This is a genomic window from Pseudomonas sp. PAGU 2196 (assembly GCF_022179005.1).
Lineage (GTDB): Bacteria > Pseudomonadota > Gammaproteobacteria > Pseudomonadales > Pseudomonadaceae > Aquipseudomonas > Aquipseudomonas kermanshahensis.
On the sequence record NZ_BNTL01000026.1, the window covers coordinates 15,354 to 33,600 of the forward strand.

Consider the following 18,247-nt stretch of genomic DNA (forward strand, 5'->3'; position numbering starts at 1 on the left):
TGCAGCCTCAACCCTGGCTGAGGCGCTGCAGCTCACGCCGCACCATGGCGGCATACGGTGGCGGACTGAGTCGATAGAGCTCGCCTGCCACCCAGTTCAGCCAAGCGCCTTGCAGCGCTTCACGCCTGGCCAACAGCCGTTCGGCTTGCGCCAGCGCATCCGCCTGGTGCTGGTGATGAAACTCGGCACGCGACACAGGCGCGTTGTCGCGCTCGGTCATTCACTGGCCTTGAACGTGGTCAGCTCACCCTTGCGCCACTTCGCGACTTTGCCAGTCACTGCCTTGAGCAGCTTACCCAACCCTTCCTGCACTTGCTGTTGCGCGGCAAAGACCAGCATCACGCCATTGCCTTCGCGCAACACGACGCCCTCGCCTTCAGGCACGGAAACAAAGGCGTAGTCGCCAACACCGTAGACGTTGAACTTGATGTCTCGAAAGCGCATTTCCAGCTTGCCACCCTCGCGGCTGGGCAATACCGCAGCGCGGAAGTGATCGCCAACCTTCAGTTCCAGACGCTGTTTGTCATCGACCACCAATGCGCTTTCGGTGTCGATTTCGGCCATGTACAGGCCTTCAGGACTTTGTTCGGTGACATAAACAAAGCGGCCCTGGAACAGCTGGGCCAATTTACCGCGCAAATCGCCCAAGGCGAACAAGGCGTGGGTATCAAGTGTGCTGACTGCCAATGAAGTGATCCTCAATCGGTTACATCCCGCCCCCACACACGCTCGGTGAGGCACGGCCATTACATATCGATAGGCGAAAAGAGTAATAAAGCGATGCGCTGATGTCTGTATCCGCTGGCACTGCAGCCTGCAGGAATCTTTACTCTGGCTTGCCAGATATGGCCTAAGTGCAGGTTTTCGGCAAATTCCCAACGCGGGAAGCGTAATGCCTGACAACAAACCTGCCAGAAAAGATGCGATAGGTAGTTGCAGAGCGCTCGACAGAACGGGCTCTGAAATCCATCAGCGCATTACTGGGGAAGGAATATGCACGAAAACACCGAAATCCGTCGAGAGGCAAAGAACATTTCTTACATCGCCAGCACTCATGCAACGCCACGTTACGTTGTCATACCGGCAGGTATCCGCTTCTTTCATGTCACCGAAAGCGCCACGGGCCGGGTCAAAGGGTTTCGCTGCCGGCATCAGGACGCGTGTGAACTGGCCCGCCACCTGGAGCAATGACGGCCGTCAGGCGGCCAGGCCTTTTCTGAGTTGTTGCATCCAGGCCGCCTGACACTCCAGGGCCTCGTCACGGGTGGCGAACGCCGTGCCACGGCGCTCGCCATTGACCAGCACCACCCAACAAATACGCTTACCCAGCGCCTGCAGAGTGGCAGGTACCCCCGAGCCAATCATCACGGCTACATCGACACGGCTATTCATCATCCCCTCCGGAATTTAATTAGCACCCTAACGATAAAGCCATGATACGCCTGCCTGCACGCAGGAAACAGCGCATCTCGGTACAGCAGTGTTACGCCACAGGCAACAAATCTGGGCATATCACGTACAAACACAAAAAGCCCCAGGGACTGCTCCGTGGGGCTTCACGCACTGCGCGCGATCAGACCTGGCGCTGGTGGCGATCGAGCTGCTCGTGGCGTTCCTGGGCTTCGATGCAGTACTTGGTGGTCGGGCTGATCAGCAAACGCTTCAGGCCAATCGGCTCACCACTGTCATCGCACCAGCCGAAGCTCTCGTCGGCGATACGGTCCAGCGCCATTTCAAGCTGTGGCAGCAAACGCTGGTCGCGGTCGATGGCATTGACCAACCAGCTACGCTCTTCTTCTACCGAAGCCACGTCAGCAGGGTCCGACGGAGTGTCCAGGCCCTCGATGGTGGCACGGCTCAACTCGATGCGCTCATGGGTTTCGACTTTCATCGACTGCAGCAGGCCAGTGAAGAAGGCGAGCTGATCAGCGTTCATGTAGTCATCGGCCGACATGGCCAGCAACTGTTCCTTGGTCATCGATTTCTCTATGAAAAATGTGCATTTGGGCGATTCGGGTGCCGCCGACGCCAGTGCATCGGCAGCGGAATTCTTCAAGCGCCAACCGGCACTCTTTTACAGGGGGCGGCAGTCTAAGGCGCCACGTCGCGTGGAGCAACTGCAATCGGAGGCGAATTTGATTCGATTGACCAGAATCCGCTGGTCGGTGCTCGGGTGGCAGGGGTTGCGGGCGCGTCTGGGCTGACAGGCGCCTGCCTTGGGTTATGCAGCGGCCATGAGATAGAGCGCCGCTCGCGCGGCGCTTCGCAGCACAAGGCTGCTCCACATCTATTTCGGGCCAGTCACGCCTGTGAAGGCGGGTTCAACGATCCTTGAACTGTGCCTCGCGCTTGGCGATAAAAGCGCTCATGCCTTCCTTCTGGTCTTCAGTGGCAAAGGCCGCATGGAACACCCGACGCTCGAAACGCACCCCCTCACTCAGGGTCACTTCAAAGGCCCGGTTGACACTTTCCTTGACCATCATGCTCACCGGGATCGACTTGCTGGCGATGGTCGCCGCCACCTTCAAGGCTTCTTCGACCAGCTCAGCCTGCGGCACCACGCGCGCCACCAGCCCCGCACGTTCGGCCTCCTCGGCGCCCATCAAGCGCCCTGTCAGGCACAGTTCCATGGCCTTGGCCTTGCCCACCGCGCGGGTCAGCCGCTGGGTGCCGCCCATGCCCGGCAACACCCCAAGGTTGATCTCAGGCTGGCCGAACCGGGCATTGTCCGCTGCCAGAATGAAGTCGCACATCATCGCCAGCTCACACCCGCCGCCCAGGGCAAACCCGGACACGGCCGCAATGATCGGTTTGCGCCGATTGGCAATCCGGTCTGCGTCACTGAACAGGTCGTCGACGTAGATCTGAGGGTACTGGAGGTCGGCCATTTCCTTGATATCGGCACCTGCGGCAAAGGCCTTGGCCGAGCCGGTCAGCACCACGCAGCCGATGTTCGGGTCACGCTCGAGTTGGTCCAGGGCCTGGTTGATCTCGCCGACGATCTGCGCATTGAGCGCATTGAGCGCCTGCGGCCGGTTGAGGGTGATCAGGCCGACCTTGCCATGGATGTCCAACAGGATGGTTTCGAATGCCATGCAGACTGCTCCTTCAAAGATTGCGCGCAATGACCATGCGCTGAATGTCGCTGGTGCCTTCGTAAATCTGGCAGACCCGAACGTCGCGGTAGATCCGCTCCAGCGGGAAGTCACTCAGATAGCCATAACCGCCCAGGGTCTGCAAGGCGTCCGAACAGACCTTTTCGGCCATTTCCGAGGCAAACAGCTTGGCCATCGACGCCTCCGTCAAGGCCGGCCGCCCGGCATCACGCAAGGCAGCGGCGTGCAGCACCATCTGCCGCGCCACGGCAATGCGCGTGGCCATGTCGGCCAGGCGGAAGGCCACGGCCTGGTGCTCGATCAACGGCTTGCCGAAGCTCTGCCGCTCTTTGGCATAGTCGCGGGCCACCTCGAAGGCCGCCCGGGCCATGCCGACCGACTGCGACGCAATGCCAATACGGCCCCCTTCAAGGTTGGCCAGGGCGATCTTGTAACCCTGCCCCTCTTCGCCCAGGCGATTGGCGACCGGCACCCGCACATTGTCGAAGACAATCTGGCAGGTGTCCGAGGCATGCTGGCCGAGTTTGTCTTCGACCCTGGCAACCTGGTAGCCCGGCGAATCGGTCGGCACGATGAACGCCGTGATGCCACGCTTGCCCGCCTCCGGGTCGGTGACGGCGAAGACGATGACCACGCCAGCATTCTGGCCGGAGGTAATGAACTGCTTGCTGCCGTTGAGCACGTAGTGGTCGCCGTCCAGGCGTGCGCGGGTCTTCAGGCTGCTGGCATCGGAGCCGGCCTGGGGCTCGGTGAGGGCGAAGGCGCCGATCATCGCGCCGCTGGCCAGCGGCGCCAGAAACTGCTGCTTCTGCTGCTCGGTGCCGAATTTCAGGATGGGCACGCAGCCCACCGAGTTGTGCACACTCATGATGGTCGAACAGGCACCATCGCCTGCGGCAATTTCTTCCAGGGCCATGGCGTACGCCACATAGCCCGTGTCACTGCCACCGTACTGCTCAGGCACCAGCATGCCGAACAGGCCCAGGGCAGCCATCTCGTCGATGGCTTCACGCGGGAAGCGGTGGGCCTTGTCCCATTGCTCAGCGAACGGGCGCAGGCGCTCCTGGGCAAAGTCACGCACGGCGTCGGCGATCTGTTGTTGCTCGTCAGTTACCAACATGGTTCACCTCAATACAAGCATTCGACGGCCATGGCCGTGGCCTCGCCACCGCCGATGCAGATGGCCGCCACGCCGCGGCGCAGGTTGTTCTGGCGCAGGGCCGACAGCAAGGTCACCAAAATGCGCGCGCCCGAGGCGCCGATCGGGTGGCCCAAGGCGCAGGCACCGCCATGGATATTGACCTTGTCGTGTGGCAGGTCGAGGTGTTTCATGGCCGCCAGGGTCACCACGGCAAACGCTTCGTTGATCTCGAACAGGTCCACCTCGGCCAGGTTCCAGCCGGTGCGCTTCATCAGTTTGTCGATGGCCCCGATCGGCGCGGTGGGGAACAGCGCGGGCGCATCGGCGAAGGCCGCATGGCCATGGATCACGGCCAAAGGTTTCAAACCGCGCTTTTCGGCTTCGCTGCGGCGCATCAGCACCAGCGCAGCAGCGCCGTCGGAAATCGAGCTGGCGTTGGCGGCCGTCACCGTACCGCCTTCACGGAAGGCCGGTTTAAGCTGCGGGATCTTGTCCAGGCGCGCCTTGGGTGGCTGCTCGTCATCCTTGATGACGCGTTTTTCCTTGCCCTCAGTGACTTCCACCGGAACGATCTCGGCGCTGAAACGGCCCTGCTTGATGGCGTCCTGGGCACGGGTCAGCGAGCTGATGGCAAAGGCATCCTGGGCTTCGCGGCTGAAAGCGCCAGCCTGGGCGCAATCCTCAGCGAAGGTGCCCATCAAACGGCCCTTGTCGTAGGCGTCTTCGAGGCCATCCATGAACATATGGTCGATGATCTTGCCATGGCCCATGCGGTAGCCACCGCGGGCCTTGTCCAGCAGGTAGGGCGCGTTGGTCATGCTCTCCATGCCGCCCGCCACCACCACATCGGCGCTGCCGGCCAGCAGCAGGTCATGGGCCATGATCGCGGCCTGCATGCCCGAGCCACACATCTTGTTCAAGGTGGTGCAGGTGGTGTGCTTGTCCAAGCCGGCGCCCAGCGCTGCCTGGCGCGCGGGGGCCTGGCCCAGGCCTGCCGGCAGCACACAACCGAACAGTACTTGTTCGACGCTGGTGGCCTCGATGCCGGCGCGCTCGACGGCGGCGCGGATCGCTGCGGCACCCAACTGCGGTGCGGTGAGGCTCTTGAGGTCGCCCTGCAGGCCGCCCATGGGCGTGCGCACGGCGCTGACGATGACAATTGGGTCGTTGGCGAGGGTCATGTTCATTACTCCTTACTTGGCAGCCATGCGCAGCGCGCCGTCGAGGCGGATCACCTCGCCGTTGAGCATGCTGTTCTCAATGATGTGGCGGGCCAGTGCAGCGTATTCCTGAGGGCGGCCCAGGCGCGGCGGGAACGGCACCCCAGCGGCCAGCGAGTCACGCACTTCCTGGGTCATGCCGGCCATCATCGGGGTTTCGAAAATGCCCGGGGCGATGGTCATCACGCGGATGCCGAAACGCGCCAGCTCACGGGCCGTTGGCAGCGTGAGGCTGGCAATGGCGCCCTTGGAGGCCGCGTAGGCGGCCTGGCCGATCTGCCCGTCATAGGCAGCGATAGAGGCGGTATTGATGATTACCCCGCGCTCGCCATGCTCATCCGCCGGCCCCTCGGCCATCGCTGCTGCAGTCAAGCGCAGCAGGTTGAAGCTGCCGATCAGGTTGACGTTGATGACCTTGGCGAAACTGGCCAGGCCATGCGGGCCTTGCTTACCCAGGACTTTCTCGGCGCCGACGATACCGGCGCAGTTGACCAGCCCATGCAGGCTGCCAAACGCGCTGACGGCGGCGTCGACCGCAGCCGTGGCGGCCTGCTCGTCGCTGATGTCGGCGACCGCGAAGCGGGCATTGTCGCCCAGCTCGCGCGCCTTGGCCTCGACCGCCTGGGCATTGAGGTCGACCAGCATGACCTTGGCACCGGCCTCGATCAGCATCTGTGCGGTGGCGGCACCCAGCCCAGATGCGGCGCCACTGACGATAAAGTGTTTGTTGGCTATTTGCATGGTGTCCTTCCTTTAGGCACTGGCGTGAGCGGCCAGTTGGACCTGTTGTTTGGCGATTTCCTGGTTGCGCAGGATGAAGCGTTGCAGCTTGCCGCTCGGGGTCTTGGGCAGCTCGCTGACGAATTCGATTTCACGGGGGTAGGCGTGGGCGTACAGCCGCTTGCGCACGTGCTGGCGCAGGGTTTCTTCCAGCTCGGGGGTGCCCTCCACGCCTTTGGCCAGGACGACGAACGCTTTGATCAGCTCGGTGCGTTCAGGGTCGGGCTTGCCGACCACAGCCGCCTCGACCACCGCCGGGTGCTCGATCAGCGCGCTCTCCACGTCGAAGGGGCCAACTCGATAGCCGGAGGTGGTGATCACGTCGTCGCTGCGGCCCACGAAGCTGATGCTGCCATCGGCATTGAGTTCGACCGTGTCGCCGCTAAGGTAATACTTACCGACGAAGGCTTTGGTCGGCACGCCGTGGTAGCCACCAAACCAGCACAACGGCGACTGCTCGCGGTCCACGGCGAGGATGCCGGGCTGGCCAGGCGGCAGCTCCGCGCCCTGCTCGTCCAGCACCACGATGCGGTGCCCAGGGATGGCAAAGCCGGCAGACCCCAGGTGCACCGGGTGCTCCAGGCCATGGTGGTTGCACAGCACCATGCCCAGTTCGGTCTGCCCATAATGGTCATGGATGGTTACCCGTAGCTCGTCGGCGAACCAGCGGATCACCTCTGGGTTGAGCGGCTCGCCGGCGCTGCTGACCACCCGCAGGCGGCCTTTGATCGGTGCCGAAAATTCGCTGCCTGCCGCGATCAACAGGCGGTACGCGGTCGGCGAGCCGGCCAGGTTGGTGATGCCAAACTGGTCGATGATCCGCGCGCAGCTTTCAACGCTGAACGGGCCATCGTAGAAGGTGGTGGCATGGCCCAGCGCCAGCGGGCCGGTGACCGCGTAGTAAAGCCCATAGGCCCAGCCCGGGTCGGCCAAGTTCCAGAAGTTGTCTTCCGGCCGCAGGTCGATGGCGTCGCGCATGTAACCCTGGAAGGCAACGATCGCGCGCAGCGGCACTTCGAGGGGTTTGGCCGGGCCTGTAGTGCCGGAGGTGAACATCAACAGGAAAGGGTCATCGCCCGAGCGCATGACCGGCGGGCAGTGCTCGGCGGCGCCGTCCAGGCTCTGCTGAAAGTCCAGCTCACCGGCGCGGGCCTGGACGCTGATGATCGTTGGGCAACCGTGCACCTCATCCAGCTTGGCGCGGTTCTGGCTGTCGGTGACCACCACCTTGGCCCCGGACTGTTCCAGGCGATGCTCGATGGCCTTGGGCCCGAACGCAGTAAACAGCGGCTGATAGACAGCACCCAGGCGCCACGTGGCAAGGATGGTCACCAGCAGCTGTGGGGTACGCGGCATCAGGCCGGCAACGCGGTCTCCCGCTTTTACACCCTGGGCCTTGAGCACGTTGGCAAAGCGCGCGGCCTGCTCGCACAGCGTATCGAATGTGAACGGCTGGCTTTCGCCGTCACGGTTCACCCACAGCAGGGCAAGCTTGTCGCTGCCCACATGGCGGTCGCAGCATTCGACGCAGGCGTTGAGCGCAGACAGATCGCCCTGCAGGGCATCAGCGGCGGCCTGGGCGTGGTCGAAGGCACGAGCGGCCTCGGCGTAGTTACGCATCATCAGACTCCTGGCTTTTTATTGTTGGAGTGCACCCGTTATCTGATGATGGTGTCGCTACACCTGCCGCTCGGCAATGGCCTAACTGCTCAATCGTGATGAGCGGTTTGGCCTGAGGCCTGTTCGCTCAGGGCCTTGCGCGTCATGCGCAGGATCAGCCGCCGTTCAGCCTCATCGTATGCATTCTGGATCTGCCTCCCACGCCCTGCATCGAGTGGGCTTTCTGCCTCCATTTGCTCATCGAACGGTTGCCTGATCTGGACGAATTCATCGTCATGGCGTGCCCGCAGGTATTTGACCCAGAAATTCCGATCACTGATGTAACTCACCAATGCATCGGTACTTTCCGCCCAACGCACTGAAGCTGCAGCATTGTCGAGCTGCTGCTGGTTGACGCCACCCAGTGCCTCGAACTGCATGGTTTTTGGCTGCCCCGGAAGCTTCAACACACGCGCCAGCCCAATTCGGTAAGCCAAGCTGACCTCGATCTCATCCACGCTGTCACGGGCGCGCTGTGCCGCATCAGCCTCTACCAGGCCAACATTGCGCAACCTGTCCTCTTCCAGCGCCACGCGTCGCTCGATGTCCATGCGTGCCTGTACCTCGACTTGATCCAGACGGAACAAGCCTGTGGCCAGTTCAAGCAAGGCGCTTTGCTGCGCCGGCTCTCCTTCGGCGCGCATCGCCTGCGCCACCATCACGCCCACCTCCTGCGCACTGAAACACGAGATCACGCTGTCCACACAGCCACGTGAAGAGGCCGTTTCGAACAGCTCATCACGCAAGGCAGCATCCTCGCTGGCCGCCGCGATCACCGTCCATACTCGGCGCGCCAGGTCCTGCGGCTCGCGCCGAAAGTCGCTGGTTAGGGTCAATGCCCTGAGCAAACTGAAAAACTCAGAACTTTCATTCAATGCTTGCAAGGCATCCCACTGTCGCTCACGGCCTGCCCTGTCAGGCGCTTCCAGCTGTTGCAGCCAGTCACCGCGGGCTTGGGCAAAGTTTTCGGCAGGCTCCGGCGACAGGGCTGGCATCGAATTAAAGGCATGAAGACGCTCGCGATCGGCCAGCGCCAGCGGGTTGTTATCCAGCAGTAGTGCACGGCGAAGCTGCAAAGGCGCGTCATACAAACTCAGCCTCAGGTGCGCGATGTGATTGTCACGCAGGTTGGCAGATTCCAGTTGCACGCACCGCTCAAGCCCCACGGGCACGCTCTGCAGGTTGGTCCGCCGCACGTTCAGCACTCTAAGGTGCGTCAACTCACCCAATTGCAGGCTGACGCTACCCAAACGGTTGAAGCTCAGGTCCAGCGTATCCAATTGCGACAATCCTCCCAGGCAGGTCGCCACCGCCTCGCTCATGCGGATCCGGTTATGCGACACGCGCAAGCTGGTCAGCTGGTTCAACTCGCCGATCTCCGCCGGCAGCGTAGTCAGGGCATTGTTGCTGAGGTTGAGCAAGCGCAACCCCGTAAAGCAGCGTAGAAAACCTTGCGGCAGCGTCTGCAGCCGCAGGCCGATCAAGCCCAGGTCGTTGACATGCCCAAACTGCGTGCCGACAGGCAATGTGGGCAAACTACCGACCTCAATCCCAACCAGGCTCAAGCGCCGATACTCCCGATTCGCGCCTTGGGCATCGATGCGTAACCCTTCCAGGCGCCAACTGCGGCGCAACGTGGCGGCCACGTGATGACGCGCGCCACGCACGTTGCCGGGCGGCACGTCCAACATCCAGGCATGCAGAGCCCGGTCCATTCCCATATATTCCCTGTATAGCCGGATCATCGCGGCATAAGCGGTCTCCGGCGACTCGAGCAATACCGACACGTAGCGGTCCACTTCCAGTGCGCGGAAAGATGGGAACAAATCCCCTACCGCTCCGACCAGGTCTTGCCGGAGCGAATCAGGCAGGTCATCACGCCCATTGAGCAGGTAACCGATTCGCCCATCGGCAAGCCGTCGCAAAGGACTGCGCGAAGGTTTGATCTCGCGCAACCCGACGAGGTCGGCCTGCGCCTGACGCTCGCGAGGTAGCCAGCTACGCAGCGCATTGCGGATTTGCTCAGGGGCCTGGCTGCCATCCCAGGTCAGGCGAGCAAGATCACGAGGGGCCAGGCGCCTGGCCACTACTTCGGCGATATCGACGGGGTCCCCCAGGTCGACCTCCAGCTCACGCCCCTGCGCGTCATAGCACTTGAAGCCGCCAGGGCGCTTCACCACTACCGTGGTGACATATTCCGAGCTCTTGTCCGGGTGCAACTGCGCCAACATCCGGCCAACATCCGAGTCTTCGCGCAACTCCAGGTCGACCGCCCCGCTCAGGTTGGCCTGCTGGCGCAACAGCGCAAACACCAACTTGACCGTATCGGGGTGATAGCTGCCCTTGAGGTACAGGCCTTCACGCATGCGCGTCAGCCGCGCCAATTGCAAATGCTCACGGGCCCTTTCCGCGACGGGTAATGGTATGCGGTCTTCCCTGAGCATCCATTGGCGCTCGGTGTCTGTTGCCGACCTGAGCACATCAAGGGCGTAAGCGTCAGGCAGACCGTTAAAGTCCCTCTGGATCAACGGCAACAATGGGTCTGTTGCCAGGTATTGGCGCGAAAAATGCTCAAGCAGTTGCTCCCTCAAATCTGCCGCGTCATCCAGCAGTTCCAGGCGTTGCTCCTCCAAAGACAACGCCTCGATGCGCAAGCTCTCCATGCACCACTGCCACAGCGGGGCATCTGCGGGTTGGCCTTCGGCCAATTGCGTGAAGAACACCTCGATTCGCGCCTCAACAGCAAACCGTTCGACCGTGTCACGCAACGCCACTGGTAACGGCCGAGCCTCCACCAACAGCCCGCGCAGGTGTTCCTGGTCGACATCGGCCACCTTGAGGATCTGCCCGATCCTTTGCTCGCTCAGCGCTGCCGCCGGCGGCCAAAGACGCCCCAACAGTAGCCCCTCCCCTTGCCATGCCAGTGGTCGCTCGGTCGGCAAGCGCCAGCTACGCTCGCCGTTAAATTCCAGTACAGGGCCGAAGCTTGCCTCACGCTGCGGGTGGCGCAGCTGCCAGGCACTGCGCCCAGGCACCGGCCTGACTTGGTAGTAGGTATCGCCGTTGCGCCACCAGCGCCCCTCCCCCTTGGCGAGCAAGCCATTGTCCAGCGCCTGTAGGTCGGTGGGCGGCGCCTTGTCCTCGAAATGGCTGACATCCCCGTTCCAGAGGCGTGGCTCTGCCGCATCGTTGAGCACCGGCAACAATTGATCGACCTGCACGCTGCGGGTGAAGCCTCGGGCGACCACGGCTGTACCGCCAGCCAAGGCAGCGCCGACCGCCAGCGTTTCAGCGACGCCCAGCAGGTGCTCGATGGCTTCATGGCGATGCCCCTGATGCCAGTCCTCGACCCCCTCGCACACCTCCTTCAGCGTCTGGCCGATCATGTCGGCCGCCAGCACCTCACCGATCACAGGCACGAACAGGCCGGCCAGGTTGAGCAGGCCCATCCCTATCGCTTCCAGCGTTTTCAGGCGTTGGGCGCTGACACGGGCATCGACCTGCGCGGTGGGCACCGCGATAAACCCCGCGTTGTCGCGAATCTGCTGCAACTGCTGGGCTGCCAATGTCGCGAACAACGCCTCATGGATCGCCTCGCAATCGCACTGGGCATCGGTCTTTTTATCGGCCAGGCGTTTGCTCAAGGTGGTGAGGTACTCAGGCCGGTCGGCTAACGCGATGCGCTGGCTAAATGCCCGCTGATAGCCGGGCTCGCGCAAACGCCTGCCAAGGTCCAGGCTGGCCTCGCGCCAAGTGCCATAGGCACGCAGCGACTGTTCAGGGTCGTCTGGCAGATACAGGATGACACCGGTCACGACGGAAGACCCAGTACCGACCAAGGGGGCGACATTCCTGCACTCGAATGCCATTGCGCCCTCCACCCGACAGCCCAGAACTGTCAACGCCCCTACATAGGCGCGGTTGCTGCGGGCGTGAGTCGGTGGCTTGCCTTGCAAGACCCGCCGCAACATCGCCAGGTCATCGTCCGGTAGCTGCTCTTTCAACGCCGCGATTTCAATCGCCAAGGCCAGTTGCAAGCGCTTGTCCTCGGCAATCAGGGCCATGCAGTCGGCATCGAGCAGCGTGTCGAGGTGCTGCTGGTACTGCTTGCCAATATCCAGCGCCCGGCACGTCTCGACCAGCGTGTCACCCGAGGTGGTCAGCACCTCCTCCGCCTCGCCCGTCGCTGAATCGTCCGGGTACACCAAACCAGTATCTGGATAAAACGACTCCCCGGCCTTGAAGTTCTGCATAAGTCTCTGCAATGCCGGCTGGCGCAGGTAGTAGGGTTCGAACTGCTTGGCTGGCGCATCGTCGACTTTCTTGAAACGCTGCTCTCGCCATTGCGCCTTGGCCAGCGTGATGCTCAGTGCCATGGCGACGCGCAAGCGCTCTTGCAGCAACGCGGTGGCGAACGCATCGATCGGCTGCAGCCGGGCAAACGTCTGCTGAATCTTCTGTTGGCTCTGGATGTGCGCGTCGAAGCTGCTGCGCAGGGCCAGCAACTGTTGGTGATCAGCGTTTTTCAGCCAGTCGGGCAGCGTTTGCGCGATGAACGCATCGGTTGCCTGTTGGCGTGGGAGGTCTGGAGTCGGTTCGGTCATGGCGGTGATCACAGTGGTGGATGAGCCGCTAACTCTGCGGCCCTCCACACCCTGCCTGAACCCGGAAAGCCGCCCCTTCAGGCACGCTCAAGGGCTGATAGCGTAGCTAGCGTCAGCCCTGGCGGGCCAAGTGGGTCCTCAGCTCGAAGCGCGTCAGTGCCACGCTGTGACGCTGCATGGCCGACTCATGCTCGATTTCCAGATTTTCCAAGGCCTGCGCACGCACTGGCGCAGGTGCGTCTGGCTGCTCGGTATGGAGCCGGCGGACACGCTCACCATGAGCACGCTCCAAGGCGAGAAAATCTTCCGCATGCTGGCTGCGCAAGTAGCGCTGCCAGAAGCCTCGCTGGCTCAAGTCGTCGGCGAACGTCTCGATATCGCCCACCCGTTCGATACGTTGCCTGGTATCGTCTATCGATGCCTCACTGACACCCAGCGCCTCGGCGTCACGCAGCGTTCGGGGTTGGCCAGGCAGGTTCAGGGCCTCCCTCAGCCTGACGCGATAGAGCAAGTCGATGTCCCGGACATCGACATCCTCCAAGCCCATCATCGCGGGGTTAGCCAACCGGGCGATTTCCCGCTCCTCATTCACGTGTGCGGCCGTCTCCCGTGCAATCACTGCCAGGAAGTCCAAACGGAACAGGCTGAGCCCCAGGCCGATATGCTCGTTGATGCGCTCGAGCCGGTGGGCATTTGCCGCAGCACGTGCCTGCAAGCTATGCAGCTGCATCCGGCTGAACACATCCACTACTCGTCTCTCGTCCGAGGGCGTATCGCCAGCCTGCTCGAATACGGCATCGCGCAGCGTGTCACTGAGGTGCATCTCCTCCAGCAGTGACCACACCTGTCTGGCGATATGCGGGCGTGCCTGCTCGTAATCCGAGGCATGCTCCAATTGCCCTAACAATTGAACGAACGCGTCGCTGTTGCGATGCGTCGCTATTGCTGCCCATGCCAAGCCCCGCTCGGCCTGCAGTGATTCAGGCGAGGCCTGAAGCCACAGGTCGCGCACGTAGGCGGGGTCCACATCGGCCTCCGGGACTTCGGGTATCGAGTCTGGCGCGTAAAGGGCCATGACTTGGCGGTTGCTCAAGCGGTTGCGCGCCACCAGGAACACCTGCCGGAAGGCTTGCGGCATCTGCAGTGTTTCATCAGCCACCGCGCTGAGCTGGTTGTCACGCAGGTCGACCACTTGCAGGTTCTGGCACAGCTCGATGTACTGCGGCCAGATACCGAGCCGACAATGTCGCAGGTTCAAGTGCATCAGCTGCTGCAGCCGATTGAAGCGCAAGTGCAGCGCCCCCAGCGGGTTGTAGCTCAGGTCCAGCCGTGACAGTTCGGACAGCCCGGCAAGTGTCTCGACAGCCGACGCATTCAGGCGAATCAAGTTGCGCGCCAGCCGCAGTGTCCGTAACTGGGGCAAGTAGCTGAGCCCGGGCGGAACACTCAACAACCGGTTACCACTGAGGTTCAGGTAGTTCACGTGGGTGAAGCTGTGCAGAAAGTCACTCGGCACACTGCTGATGGCGGTGTCGTTAATGACCAGCGACGTCACGAAGCGAAATTGCACATGCCCCGGCAGTGCCGGCAGGCTGGCCAGTTCGCCGAAGCCCAGTGACAAGCGATCCCCTTGTCCACGCCAGGCACGGAGCACCCGATCGGCAATCAACTGCCGACTGGCCCGCCTGCTGTTGTTGAACTCTGCGGATACCCAACGGTTGACCGCCCGATTCAATTGCTCATGGTCATCCTGCAAACCTGCCAGCCGTGCAAACGGCATGTCCTCGCTCTGCAGCAGATGCTCCAGCTCCTGGTTCAGTTGGTTGTCGTCCAGGCCCGGGAAAAGCCGGCGCAAGCCGGTGAGCAAGGTTTGCCGCGGTGTCTGTACCACCGCACCACGGCCGCTGAGCAGATAGCCCACGCGGCCATCGGCCAGGCGCTGGCCCGGGTTGAACCAGCGCTGTTGCGGCGTCCACCCTAGCAGCGCCACACAATCCTGGTGTGAGGCTGGCAACTGTGCTCGCAGCTTTTCTCGCAAGGCCAGGGCGGGGTCATTTCCTTCAAGGCGGAGTGCTTGCAACTGGGCTGGCGACAACGCCGCGACCAAGGCTTCGAAAACCGTGGCAGGCACCGGATGGGGCTGTGCCAGGGCTTGCCCTTGCGCATCGTACAGGTGGAAATGCCGATCGATGCGAACCAACTGAACACGCGCCGTTTCCTGGCCCTCTGGAACAAAGCTGGCCACCAGCCGGCCCTGCGGCGTCGCCTCGCGCACCTGCAGCGCAAGCCCGGCGGGCCACGCTGGCAGCTTGCGCAGCAAGGCGACGGCAAGCTCATCGGTTTCGCTGCAACTGGCACTGGCCAGGTAGAAACCTTCGATGGCACGGGTCAGGCGTGCGGCGCGCAGCAGCGCTCGCGCTTTGCTGGCCAGTGGCAGTGGTAAGCGCTGCTCGCGACGGGCAATGGCATACTCGACTGCACTGCAGTCTTTCAAAACCTCAGGAATGTAACCCTTCGGCAAACCTGGGAACTCGCGCAACACCAGGCCGGCCACCGATGCTGCAGAGCGCGGGGCATAGGCCAAATGTTCGAACGCACGCCAACGCATGCCCGGTAGCTGTTGCAGCAACCTGTCGCGCAGGCCGGCTGGGGGGCCTGCCACTTCACGCTGCGCGCTTAGCCAGGTCAGCAGCTCTTCATCACGGGGGAGGCGCGTTTCGTTGCGTAAATGGCGAGCAAAGGCCTCGATACGTGCGTCCGCAGCAAAACGGCGCAGCGTGTCGGCGAGGGTGATGGGGGCCGTACGGTTCTCCACCAACACACCGCGCAGCTCATCCTGGTCGATACCGGCCACCTTCAGGATCTGCTCGGCCGTCTGCCTGTCGACGGGCGGGTCCTGTGGCCACAGGCAATCGAGCATGCGGGCGCTGTCGTCCCACGCCAGTGGCGGGTCGAGCTGCAAGCGCCAGCCGCGCTCGCCGTTATGCACCAGCGCCGGCCCATAAGCACTGTCGTCCAGCGGATGGCGCAAGCACCAAGAACCGTTGGCCACAGGGCGATGCACTTCGTAATAACGGGCCTGCAACCGCATCCAGCGGCGCTTGCCCGCGCCATACAGGCCATCAGGCTGCAGGCTTCGGTCTTCAGGGGTTGTTTCATATGGGGCCAAGTCGTTGTTCCAGAGCCGCACCTGCTGCGTGCCCAGCGCGACGGGTTCGAGCTTGTCGACGAACACACTGCGCACCACCGCCACCCCGGCGACCGTGGCGCCGGTGAGCGCCACCACCTCGGCGACGCTGAGAAAATGCTGCAGCGCCTCATGCTGATGGCCCCGCGACCAATCCCTGACGCCCTCGAACACCTCAGACAAGGTCTGTACCACCAGTTGCCCCAACAGCAACGCGCCCACTGCTGGCACGAACAGCCCGGCCAGGTTGACCACGCCGGCACCCAGCGCCTTCCACATCTGCCGGCTGTGTTCGGCTGCAGCCTCGTCGACGTCGGCAGTAGGCACGAGCAGCAACCGGGCATCGGCTTTCGCTTGTAGCACTTGCAGCCGGGCTAGCGTAAGGAAGGCGTCCTCGACCATTTCACCCCGTGTCAGCGACAGGTCCGGCTGCGTGTCCTGCAAGCGCAAGCTGAGGGTCTGCATAAACCCAGGACGCTGCTTCAGGCTCACTTGCTGCGCCAACGCCTGTCGAAAGCCCGCTTGCTGCAACTCGACGGCAAGCTTCTGCTGCATCTCGGTCATCGAGCCATAGCGGCGCAAGGCGTAATGCGAATCGCCAGGCAGGTACAGCAGCACGCTCTGGCTGACGTTGGCGGGTGTACGCAGCTCTATCAACAAAGTATTGGAAAGTGTCTGCCCGAGCATCTCGAGCGTGCTGACACTGTGAGGTTTGGGCTGCCCATAGGTATTCGGGGAAAACGCCGCAATCTCGCGCAGGGCGGCATGCTCCCACGGGCTAAGGTGCCCTTTGAGCGCCGCAAGCTCAGTGGCCAGACTGAAGCCGCTGCGTTTATCTGCGCCAAGCAAGTTCAGGTTCTGTGGGTTGTAGACCTGGTCTAGTTCATCCTGGTAGCGCCTGCCTACGTCCAGTTGTCGATAGCGTTCGAGAAACGCATCATCGGCTTCCAGCAGCAGGGAAGTGCTCCCTTCAAAACCCAGGCCCTTGCTCAGTACAACATCAGCACTGGCTTGCAGGCCCTGCATCAGGCGGGCCAGAGCAGGTTCGTAGGTGTACTTGCGGGGGTAGACAAACCTATTCAAATTCGGCTGGGCTACGTTGACCACTTTGATCCAGGACAGATCAGCCAAGCGCACGTCGTGGGGCACGTTGTCCGGCAGCAACGTTTGAAAATGTGTTTCGGCAAATTGCCGCAGCGCAGGCAAGCCACCTATTGCCTCATGCAGTTGATCTTGGCTGTTCTTGTGCTCACTGAAACGGCTGCGTAGCGCATTGATCTGCGCCCGCGTGGCGCGCTTTAGCCAGTCGGGTAACTGGCCCTTGATGAAGTCATCCGTTGCAGTCGACAGCTTCGCTTGCACGGCAGGCGATTGCTGAGTGGCAGTTGGCGTGGGCATGGCGGTTCCAGTGGTAGGCGATGGACCGTACATGCTTGTGCCTGTATGCCCAGTCCATCAGCTGGAAACGCTTCAATCATCGCCCTGGCCTTCTGCCTGGATCAACGCCCGATAGTGCCCCGGGTTACAACCAAACCACTTGCGAAAAGCCTTGTAGAACGAACTGCTGTCGGCAAACCCCAGCCGCTCAGCGATTTCGCCCAGGGCCGGCTCCGTTTGCGCCAGCCAGGCGATGGCCAGCTCACGGCGGGCGCTGTCCTTGAGCCGCTGATAAGTCTGGCCCTCGTCGGCCAAGCGCCGCCGCAGGGTCGCGCCAGACAGGCACAAGTCGTGGGCAAGGCTTTCGGCATCCGGCCACTGCGCCGGGTCAAGGGCCAGCAGTTGGCCACGGATGCGCCGGGCGAGGCTGGCCGGGTCGCGGTACTTGACCAAGATATTGCCCGGCGCCTCGGCCAGAAACCGCTGCAATTCCTGCGGTGTGCGCTTGAGCGGCAGGTCCAGGCAGTCGGCCGCGATGATGATGCGCGAGCGCGGGCGTTCGAACAGCAGGTTTTCCGAGAACATTACTCGGTAATCGTCACAGAACGGCGGCTCTGCGCAGCGCAGGTCGATGGCCAGGATCGGAATGCGCCGCCCCGCCAACCAGCAGGCGACGCCGTGCACGATCATCCAGAAGGTGAAGTAGGTAAAGGCCCGACGCGGTTGCTCACGCGGCTCGTTGATGACGATTTCGGCCAGGCTTTGCTGGCGCACCACGCTTGGCTGCAGGTCTTCGAGCATCAGCGACAGAAAGCCCATGGCAATTTCAAGGCCAGCCCCGAGAGTAGGCTGTGCCATGGCCGCACGCGTCAGAAAGGCCAGGCTGCCCACCGGCAGACCGCGCGGGTCCATGGCGAAAAACTCGTCGTTGCAGCGACGCGCCAGCAGCCGCCACAGCCGCGCATAGGCATCGGCAGAGACACGTGCCTGGGGCAACTCGAGCTGCGCCGGGTCGATGCCGGCACGCTGCAGCACGCCGACATCGGGCTGCCCGGCCGGGCAGGTCTGCAACAGGGCTTCACGCACCAGTTGCATGGAGATGGTGTCTTTATCGCTCATCGGCCATCCAGGTGGGTCTATGCCGGCCATCTTAGGCCGGGGCA

At 62.6% G+C, this 18,247-nt stretch carries 13 protein-coding genes; 1 reads left to right on the forward strand and 12 read right to left on the reverse strand.

Going from position 1 to position 18,247, the window contains the following annotated elements; all coding sequences use genetic code 11:
• Positions 1–7 precede the first annotated feature (7 nt).
• Positions 8–220 carry a hypothetical protein gene (locus MFF34_RS20925; RefSeq protein WP_238216228.1) on the reverse strand — a complete coding sequence of 71 codons (213 nt, stop codon included), beginning with the start codon at positions 218–220 and terminating at the stop codon, positions 8–10.
• Positions 217–687 carry a hypothetical protein gene (locus tag MFF34_RS20930; RefSeq protein WP_027596550.1) on the reverse strand — a complete coding sequence of 157 codons (471 nt, stop codon included), beginning with the start codon at positions 685–687 and terminating at the stop codon, positions 217–219. The genes MFF34_RS20925 and MFF34_RS20930 overlap by 4 nt, the downstream gene beginning before the upstream one ends.
• A 306-nt stretch (positions 688–993) precedes the next feature.
• Here MFF34_RS20930 and MFF34_RS20935 point away from each other — a divergent pair, with 306 nt between their 5' ends.
• Positions 994–1,191: a hypothetical protein gene (locus MFF34_RS20935; RefSeq protein ID WP_238216314.1), complete on the forward strand. Its 198-nt coding sequence runs from the start codon at positions 994–996 to the stop codon at positions 1,189–1,191.
• 6 nt (positions 1,192–1,197) lie between these two features.
• Here the strand turns inward: MFF34_RS20935 and MFF34_RS20940 are convergent, their stop codons facing one another.
• From MFF34_RS20940 to MFF34_RS20985, 10 genes are all read right to left on the reverse strand, one after another.
• Positions 1,198–1,392 carry a hypothetical protein gene (locus MFF34_RS20940; RefSeq protein WP_027596551.1) on the reverse strand — a complete coding sequence of 65 codons (195 nt, stop codon included), beginning with the start codon at positions 1,390–1,392 and terminating at the stop codon, positions 1,198–1,200.
• 181 nt (positions 1,393–1,573) lie between these two features.
• Positions 1,574–1,978 (reverse strand): TraR/DksA C4-type zinc finger protein, encoded by a 405-nt coding sequence (locus MFF34_RS20945; protein ID WP_027596552.1) that lies wholly within the window; start codon positions 1,976–1,978, stop codon positions 1,574–1,576.
• 343 nt (positions 1,979–2,321) lie between these two features.
• Positions 2,322–3,095 (reverse strand): enoyl-CoA hydratase, encoded by a 774-nt coding sequence (locus MFF34_RS20950; RefSeq protein ID WP_099429973.1) that lies wholly within the window; start codon positions 3,093–3,095, stop codon positions 2,322–2,324.
• 13 nt (positions 3,096–3,108) lie between these two features.
• On the reverse strand, positions 3,109–4,236 hold the full coding sequence (locus tag MFF34_RS20955) for an acyl-CoA dehydrogenase (protein ID WP_027596554.1): 1,128 nt from the start codon (positions 4,234–4,236) through the stop codon (positions 3,109–3,111).
• An 8-nt stretch (positions 4,237–4,244) separates the two neighbouring features.
• Positions 4,245–5,438 carry an acetyl-CoA C-acyltransferase gene (locus tag MFF34_RS20960; protein WP_238216230.1) on the reverse strand — a complete coding sequence of 398 codons (1,194 nt, stop codon included), beginning with the start codon at positions 5,436–5,438 and terminating at the stop codon, positions 4,245–4,247.
• A gap of 12 nt (positions 5,439–5,450) precedes the next feature.
• Entirely contained in the window at positions 5,451–6,218 is a 768-nt protein-coding gene (locus MFF34_RS20965) for an SDR family NAD(P)-dependent oxidoreductase (protein ID WP_238216232.1), read from the reverse strand.
• A 12-nt stretch (positions 6,219–6,230) separates the two neighbouring features.
• Positions 6,231–7,877 (reverse strand): acyl-CoA synthetase, encoded by a 1,647-nt coding sequence (locus tag MFF34_RS20970; RefSeq protein WP_238216234.1) that lies wholly within the window; start codon positions 7,875–7,877, stop codon positions 6,231–6,233.
• An 89-nt stretch (positions 7,878–7,966) separates the two neighbouring features.
• Positions 7,967–12,520, reverse strand: a complete 4,554-nt coding sequence (locus MFF34_RS20975; RefSeq protein ID WP_238216236.1) for an NEL-type E3 ubiquitin ligase domain-containing protein — start codon at positions 12,518–12,520, stop codon at positions 7,967–7,969.
• A gap of 112 nt (positions 12,521–12,632) precedes the next feature.
• Positions 12,633–17,105 carry an NEL-type E3 ubiquitin ligase domain-containing protein gene (locus tag MFF34_RS20980; protein ID WP_238216238.1) on the reverse strand — a complete coding sequence of 1,491 codons (4,473 nt, stop codon included), beginning with the start codon at positions 17,103–17,105 and terminating at the stop codon, positions 12,633–12,635.
• A gap of 72 nt (positions 17,106–17,177) precedes the next feature.
• Positions 17,178–18,203, reverse strand: a complete 1,026-nt coding sequence (locus MFF34_RS20985; protein ID WP_238216240.1) for an AraC family transcriptional regulator — start codon at positions 18,201–18,203, stop codon at positions 17,178–17,180.
• Positions 18,204–18,247: the final 44 nt, after the last annotated feature.

Bases quoted from the DNA above. Each gene is read 5' to 3' on its own strand.
- MFF34_RS20960 (WP_238216230.1), bottom strand. From the start codon at position 5,438: ATGACCCTCGCCAACGACCCAATTGTCATCGTCAGCGCCGTGCGCACG.
- MFF34_RS20975 (WP_238216236.1), bottom strand. From the start codon at position 12,520: ATGACCGAACCGACTCCAGACCTCCCACGCCAACAGGCAACCGATGCG.
- MFF34_RS20970 (WP_238216234.1), bottom strand. From the start codon at position 7,877: ATGCGTAACTACGCCGAGGCCGCTCGTGCCTTCGACCACGCCCAGGCC.
- MFF34_RS20950 (WP_099429973.1), bottom strand. From the start codon at position 3,095: ATGGCATTCGAAACCATCCTGTTGGACATCCATGGCAAGGTCGGCCTG.
- MFF34_RS20945 (WP_027596552.1), bottom strand. From the start codon at position 1,978: ATGACCAAGGAACAGTTGCTGGCCATGTCGGCCGATGACTACATGAAC.
- MFF34_RS20935 (WP_238216314.1), top strand. From the start codon at position 994: ATGCACGAAAACACCGAAATCCGTCGAGAGGCAAAGAACATTTCTTAC.
- MFF34_RS20980 (WP_238216238.1), bottom strand. From the start codon at position 17,105: ATGCCCACGCCAACTGCCACTCAGCAATCGCCTGCCGTGCAAGCGAAG.
- MFF34_RS20925 (WP_238216228.1), bottom strand. From the start codon at position 220: ATGACCGAGCGCGACAACGCGCCTGTGTCGCGTGCCGAGTTTCATCAC.
- MFF34_RS20940 (WP_027596551.1), bottom strand. From the start codon at position 1,392: ATGAATAGCCGTGTCGATGTAGCCGTGATGATTGGCTCGGGGGTACCT.
- MFF34_RS20985 (WP_238216240.1), bottom strand. From the start codon at position 18,203: ATGAGCGATAAAGACACCATCTCCATGCAACTGGTGCGTGAAGCCCTG.
- MFF34_RS20965 (WP_238216232.1), bottom strand. From the start codon at position 6,218: ATGCAAATAGCCAACAAACACTTTATCGTCAGTGGCGCCGCATCTGGG.
- MFF34_RS20955 (WP_027596554.1), bottom strand. From the start codon at position 4,236: ATGTTGGTAACTGACGAGCAACAACAGATCGCCGACGCCGTGCGTGAC.